Genomic DNA, 7,147 nt, shown 5'->3' with positions numbered 1-7,147 from the left:
GGATGCTTTAAGGCTGACTTGAGAATATTTTTAACCTCTAATTCCTTTTGATTTGCGTTCTCTCTTATCGCTTTTAGTCTAAACTCCAGTTCTAATGGATGATATCTAATTTTGACAAATAAAATATATTATTTGACTGCTAATTATTGGTATAGTATTATACTTAATAAATGGTATTACAAAATTAGCTGTTTACTTTAGGAGTCAGCTTACTAAAAAAGTTTTTATACAGTAACGAATCTGTTTGAGCCACAGCCGAGCAATACTGGTGATTAGCATTAGCACTTAAAACGCCTATGGCAAAGCAGTTTTAACTTTAATACGATAAGGGTTTTACCTAATCTATGATTTCATCCTGCTTTTCAGCAACACCAAATTGGATAGTTAAATTGCAATATCCGCCGCAAAGTTCCATAAATTATCCTGTCGCCACTTAGCATCAACTTTGCGATTTGTCCTCACCTCCAAAACCCGAATTCCCTGAGTTGATAGCGGGTTTAATTTTTGCTGTAACTGCTCCCAAGAAGTAATCAATTCATATTGCACATTATAAGTAGCGCACAACTGAGCAAAATCAATATCCTGGGGAGTGCCAAAAAACTCTTCAAATGGTGGGTCAAATTTGGCAATGGGTAACATTTCAAAAATTCCACCGCCATTGTTGTTTATTAATATAATCGTCAAATGTCCGACAAACTTATTGCGAATTAAAAAACCATTGGTGTCATGCAACAGCGCTAAATCTCCCGTTAACATCACACTACTTTGCTGCCGATGGGCGATTCCTAAAGCTGTGGATAATGTGCCATCTATGCCATTTGCACCCCGGTTAAAGTGCGATCGCACTCCTAAATTATTCGGTTTCCAGAAATATTCCACATCCCGCACAGGCATACTATTGGCAATAAACAAAGGCGTTCCTGGCGGTAAAAACTGAGAAATTAACCAAGCTCCTTTACTCTCAATGATCTCATCTATTTTCCCCATCGTCTGGTCAACCACTAACCTGACTTTCGTCTCCGCATCACACCATTGCTTTCCATAGTCTGAGGAGAAAGATAAATTTCCCTCCTCTACTTTTATGTCTTCTACAGATATCCGTAAATGCGTCGTTCTCCCGTGCAAAGGGTCGAGGTTTTGATCGCTCTTATCAATTACCCAGCGTCGCGGTTGGGTTGCATCTATCCAGCTACGCAGTTCTTTACTTGTAGGCATTTCACCTACCTGAATCACCATTTCGGGTGCTAACTGCTTTGCTAGTTGCTGATTTCGCAAAATCAGATCATAAGTGGAAATCAAATAAGGGTTGAGTTCGGCATAATTTCTGACTGGGGAGAGTCCCTCAGCTAGCACAGGCCATTTGAGAGTTTGGGAAAGTTGCGCGATCGCTCTACAATATTCCTGTGGTTGCGACGGTTGGGCAACACCTGCGATAATAATACCGCGATCGCATTCTTTCCATTGTTGGGGAATGGGGAATGGGGAATGGGGAGTAGGGAATGGGGTGGTGTTTGCTATTCCTGCAAAAAAGTCTTCTGGATGAAACTGCGATCGCAAATAACTCAAGTCGGTTCCATCAGGAAGAGGTGCTAAGGGATCGCGAAAGGGAATATTCAAATGTACTGGCCCCTTTGTAGGAGTTTGCGCCCTTTCCCAGCTATGAATTATTGTTTGTCGCAGATAAGCTAGCATTCCCACATCAGCAGAGGGTAAGGCTAACTCTGTTTGCCAATTTGGGTAGTTTCCATATAATCTCAATTGATCTACAGTTTGCCCAGAGTGACAATCTCGCAATTCTGGGGGCCTATCGGTGGTTAATAGCAACAGTGGAACGCGACTATATGAGGCTTCGATGACTGCTGAATAAAAATTTGCTCCTGCTGTCCCAGAGGTGCAAACTAGTACCACAGGGCGTCCGGTTGCTTTAGCTTGTCCCAAAGCAAAAAAGGCGGCGGAGCGTTCATCGAGAATGGAAATAGCTTCAATTTCAGGTGCTTGTTGAGCAAAGGCGATCGCTAAGGGTGTAGAGCGCGATCCAGGACAAATGATAGCACAAGTCAATCCCAACCGCTTTAGCGTCTCTGTTAAAATATAAGCCCAAAGTTGATTAACATTTTTATAAGCGATCGGCATTAAATCATACATAGCTATAAAACAATCTTAAATTTTAGATTTTGTTTAGGGATCAATTTAAAATCCATCTAGGATTTGACAAATGCAAAGATGGAACCCAACGCCGCCACGCGAGTTTGTGGGAAGGAAAATCTCCAAGCAAACTTGCTCCAGTTTCTACAAAATGCACAATTTGCTCTCAAACATTTATGGACTGTATTTATTTAACGGGAATTCGCTGCTATGGCTACACTGGGTATCTACCAGAAGAACAGTTGCTAGGACAATGGTTTGAGGTAGATGTGAGGTTATGGTTGGATATCTCCACAGCCGCCAAGACTGACGCCATCGAAGACACTTTAGATTATCGCAGCGTCATTAGCTTGATACAACATCTGGTCAAAACGTCTAAGTTTGCTTTGATAGAGAAGTTGGTAACAACGATTGCAGATTCTATTCTCCGAGAATGCGATCGTGTAACACAAGTTCAAGTCATTCTGAGCAAACCTGCTGCACCTATTCCAGACTTTGGTGGCAAAATTATCATTGAAGTGACTAAAAGTAAGTCCAATCTCTAAAGCACAAAAGATGTTCTTTTCTCAATATCTATTCTTGATGACTAAATACACCCAAAAATCTTTAGTCTACTTTAGTAGACTTTAGCTATTAGCCTGGAACTTTAGTTCCAGGCGGGTGAGTCAGCCAACAGTTAATCTATGTTTAAATTGACACCAATGCAAAGATGTGCGCTTATACGAGTATATACGTTCATCTATGGTTAATTATCTTTTTCTGTACCCTAACTGTACGGAAACTGCTATCAATGGTTTTAAATAATACTATTTCACTTACCATTTAAAATTTAAGACAGTTTCAGACGGCAATTTAGACACCGACTCAGAGAAAAACTATTTGCAGACAAAGCGGTATTAAAGTTTTTAATTCCAGACGATGATTAATTTTTAGTAATATTATAGTGAGTGCTTACTATTATATTAATAATAACACAATATCTTACTTTTCACTTACATAAAAGTACTATGTTGTTATTTGATGATTTTTTGTCTTGATTAATTTATACATAAATACTATACGCAGTATTTATTTTATTCGGAAAAATTATTACATAATTTATAAAAATTGCTTTTTGATTGCTAGTAATTACATAAGAATTTGTTCTTGATGTTAATAGCTTGATATTAGCCCTATGAAATGATCAAAATTAGCTTTGACAAGTACATAAATTATTGGAGGGTTATAAAATGTAGGACTTACGCATTGACAGAAAAACCTAAATGACAGATATGATTTTCAAGGCTTTTAGCTAGATTTTTCAATTATCTTTTTGCGATCGCAATTAACACAGGATGGTTTGTAAAAGCCTGAAACAACGTATTTACGTTAATACACAAGATGATCAATTTGTACAGTGCGTAAGTCCTAAAATTATGTTATTTGATCGTGACTAAGTATTTATATCAAGCAAGGAGATAGAATAGCTAGAGATTGTTTATGATAAGATAATGAAATTTTATATGAGTTGATACTCACAGCAAAAATCTTAACCTTAGCAAACAGGCTGTTATAACATGTTCGCCCGTAAAATCCTAGTTGTTGAGCATGAGAAAATCCTAGCCTCAAATATTAAAAATAGCTTACAAAAATTAGGTTATTCAGTTTCAGAAATAACTAAGTCTGGTGAAGAGGCAATAAAAAAGGTAGCAGAAACTCATCCACATTTAGTATTAATTGATATCTGCCTATCTGGGGAAATTGATGGTGTAAACGTAGCAGATATTATCCAGAATAACTTCCATGTCCCTGTAGTATATCTAACAGAAACTTTGGAATATAAAAAATTAAAAAAAAATCAGCTAAATGAAGCTTTTAGTTACATAGTCAAACCATTCCTTGAAAGTGATTTATATTTAGCGATTGAAATGGCTCTGTATAAACATCAGAGTAAAAAGATATTATACGAAGAAAAACAGAGGTTGGCGGCTATTATCAACAGTATAGGCTGTGCAGTGATTGTGACTTATGCTAATGGTTGTATTCAAATGATGAATACCAAGGCAGAACAAATCACTGGCTGGAAGCAAAGTGAAGCATTTGGGAAAGATTTAGCAGAAGTAGTTAGCTTAGTTGACAAAGATATCGGAGAAATAATTGAAAATTTAGCTAGATACGTAATCGAATCAGGCGAAATTTTCAATTTACCAGAAAACTGTATATTGATAACCAAAGATGGCAAAGAAATAGCGATTGGGGATAATGTTGCACCCATCCGCGATCAAAATGGCAATATTACTGGCGCAGTTTTTGTTTTTCAAGATATCACCAAACGCAAACAAACAGAGGCGCAACTGATCCGCAATGCCTTTTATGATGGGCTTACAGAATTACCAAATCGGGTTTTATTTTTAGATCGGCTCAGACAAACAATTGAACGTAGCAAACGCAGAAACGATTATTATTTTGCAGTTTTATTTTTAGATTTAGATGGCTTTAAGGAGATTAACGATCGCTTTGGGCATGGAATAGGGGATGATTTTTTAGTAGCGATCGCTAGACGTTTAGAGTCGTGCTTACGAGGTGGCGATACTGTAGCACGATTTGGTGGTGATGAGTTTACAGTTCTTTTAGAGGATATTAAAGATATTACCGAAGCTATCAATGTTGCTAAACGGATTCAAGACTCCTTACGATTGCCACTTAACCTGAATGGATATCAATTATCTACTACAGCTAGCATTGGTATTACTTGGAATTTTAGTCATTATGAAGAGCCAGCAACTCTGCTGCGAGATGCTGATATTGCTATGTACCAAGCTAAAAGGCAGGGAAAAGCCACTTATGCCATATTTAACCCAAGTGACTAGTTATAATCTTGCAGGTTAATAACCCACAACTTAGGTTAGTGCTTAGTAACGGTTCACCATACTTATAAACACTACATTACTAACTCGTTGCTAAAAATCTTCTTGTAGAGTCAAAACCTGAGCGACAATTTGATGCCTAGTAATCCTGGAAGAACCTCTTCCCCAACCCTTGTAGGGTTGGGGGGTTAAGTTGTAATTACTGAATCGATAGCGCAGAAATCACACGCTAAGAGAATCTTGAGCAGATTTTGAAGTTCTGCTGCGAACGAAAAAAGCCGTTGCTCTAGAAATTTACTAGTACCGCAAGGCGGAAGTCAAAAGTCAAAAATCAAAAGTCAAAAGTATTATGGAATGGGGTTTTTAGGGATTTTAAATGGTTGATCTATTTACGCCGTGGCGTACTAGTTTTAATCTTAATTAATCTTGTAGCAAATATTAACTAAATCTTAAGATGGATATTTTGTGACTAAATATACAGTATTTTTTGGTGTTTAATTTTTGAATACAAGAACGGCTTTTTTTGTGTTTCTCTAAAATGCCTATAAATAAGTCTCTCTCAAGGCATTCCTCATAGGGATCAGTAAATCTCTAAGCAGTATTTAATTAAAAAACAATTTATGTATCTAAAGTGGGAGGGTAAAATCACCTAAATGTTAGGATAATATACAAAGATATCGTAAATCTTTCAAATCTGAAATTTTGTTTAAAATAATCAGCCAATATTAAGACAGTTTGTTAACTTGTGTCAAATCAAAATTTTGCTAGTTTCACTGGCAGTTTTTTTTCTCAAATAAAAAATAGTTACAACCAGGGGTTTTAAAATGCAGACAGTACAAAAAATTTACTGCCCGAATTGCGGCTGCCAAGCTGAACGCTATTACATTTCTGATAGTCAATTAACTCGAACACAATGCTCTAGTTGTGACTATTTGATGATTAGTTGCACTCGCACTGGTAAAGTGATTGAGGCTTACGCTCCAGGTATTTATGCACAGCACCAGTCATTAAAAATTAAAAATTAGAGAATATATTCTCTAATTTTTAATAATAAAGTTACTTGTCAACAATTTTGAGCATTTCACAGGTTTTTATTCTGTTGTCGGAATTGTTGCTGTCGTATCTGTTCTTGTAACCTCAATTGTTGCTGTTGTCTAATTTGTTGATCTTGTCTAAATTGTTGCTGTTGTATTCTTAGTTGTTGCTGTCGTGTAAAGTCTTGCCATTGTAGTCTAAGTTGTTCTTGTTGTAGTCTCAGTTGTTGCTGGCGTATCAGTTCTTGCTGTTGTTGTGTAAATTGTTGCTGTTGTAGTCTCAGTTGTTGTTGTAGCTGTGGTTGCTGAAACTGTTGCCTAAGCAATGTTTCGTTAAATTGCTCTTGTGTTCGCTGATTTTGCTCCTCTTGTTGTTGTCTTATTCTTTCTTGAAAAAACTCAGGTTGCTGAGGATTCGTCGGAATTATTTGGGCATAGGCAGGAGAATTAATCGATAAAGCTTTTCCAAGTACAATCAATAGTAGCCATGCTTTAACCCTTAATAAGCGATTCAACATACAGTTATTTCCTCAATTGTTATAGGTTGGGTTGAGCGATCGCTAAACCCTTAAAATGTCAACATTATTTATAATTGCCTTATAGAACCCCACCTCCAACCCCTCCCCGCAAGCGATGAGGGGGGTATTATCTAATTTTTATCATTAGGAAAAGCTATAAATGCAGGGGCTTGAAATAGCTAACTAAAGCTAATGCTTTATTCACGGTTAGCGCTTGTGCGATGCCTTTGGTGGGTTACACTAACACACTTGCATTCTTTAGCCCATAACGCTCTCTAAGTATTCAGTGTATTATCTTGATTTTGCATAAAAATATCGTTTTTTAGATATTCATCTTAATTAAATTATATATTCACATTTTTTAGATGGGTTGCCGGATTTCCGTAATCCATGTATCTCCGGCAGGTAGGTTTTAAAAGAGATTTCAGGCGGTTTTCCACCATAGATAAACAGAGATAATCCTCAAGATACATCTGCGTTTATCAGAAGAATGGGTTTAAAACCCCGTGGTTCTACGACGGCTTTAATTAATTTGTTCTCTTACAGAATATTTGGTATAATGTAAGAATGACAGAAAAAGCTTTCAAGTATCGATTCTATCCAA

The 7,147-nt window shown here is 36.9% G+C and carries 5 protein-coding genes; 3 read left to right on the top strand and 2 right to left on the bottom strand.

The window, feature by feature from the left end:
* Window positions 1–384: 384 nt before the first annotated feature.
* Entirely contained in the window at window positions 385–2,145 is a 1,761-nt protein-coding gene (gene menD / locus V7K25_RS28115; RefSeq protein ID WP_335162719.1) for a 2-succinyl-5-enolpyruvyl-6-hydroxy-3-cyclohexene-1-carboxylic-acid synthase, read from the bottom strand.
* A 176-nt stretch (window positions 2,146–2,321) separates the two neighbouring features.
* Here menD and folB point away from each other — a divergent pair, with 176 nt between their 5' ends.
* The 3 genes from folB to V7K25_RS28100 all read left to right on the top strand — a co-directional run bounded on the left by folB (window position 2,322) and on the right by V7K25_RS28100 (window position 6,016).
* Window positions 2,322–2,690 (top strand): dihydroneopterin aldolase, encoded by a 369-nt coding sequence (gene folB / locus V7K25_RS28110; protein ID WP_335162717.1) that lies wholly within the window; start codon window positions 2,322–2,324, stop codon window positions 2,688–2,690.
* A gap of 1,011 nt (window positions 2,691–3,701) precedes the next feature.
* The gene (locus V7K25_RS28105) at window positions 3,702–4,994 is read left to right on the top strand and encodes a GGDEF domain-containing response regulator (protein ID WP_335162715.1); all 1,293 of its coding nucleotides are present in this window, start codon (window positions 3,702–3,704) and stop codon (window positions 4,992–4,994) included.
* Window positions 4,995–5,815: 821 nt separating this feature from the next.
* Entirely contained in the window at window positions 5,816–6,016 is a 201-nt protein-coding gene (locus tag V7K25_RS28100; RefSeq protein ID WP_335162713.1) for a replication restart DNA helicase PriA, read from the top strand.
* Window positions 6,017–6,072: 56 nt separating this feature from the next.
* On the opposite strand, the gene V7K25_RS28095 is transcribed toward V7K25_RS28100, so the two are convergent.
* The gene (locus V7K25_RS28095; RefSeq protein WP_335162711.1) at window positions 6,073–6,543 is read right to left on the bottom strand and encodes a hypothetical protein; all 471 of its coding nucleotides are present in this window, start codon (window positions 6,541–6,543) and stop codon (window positions 6,073–6,075) included.
* Between the last annotated feature and the right edge of the window lie 604 nt (window positions 6,544–7,147).

Origin of the sequence: Nostoc sp. (assembly GCF_036919495.1) — a bacterium.
In the GTDB taxonomy this organism is placed as follows: Bacteria; Cyanobacteriota; Cyanobacteriia; order Cyanobacteriales; family Nostocaceae; genus Nostoc.
This window is presented reverse-complemented; position numbering and strand designations above follow the sequence as displayed.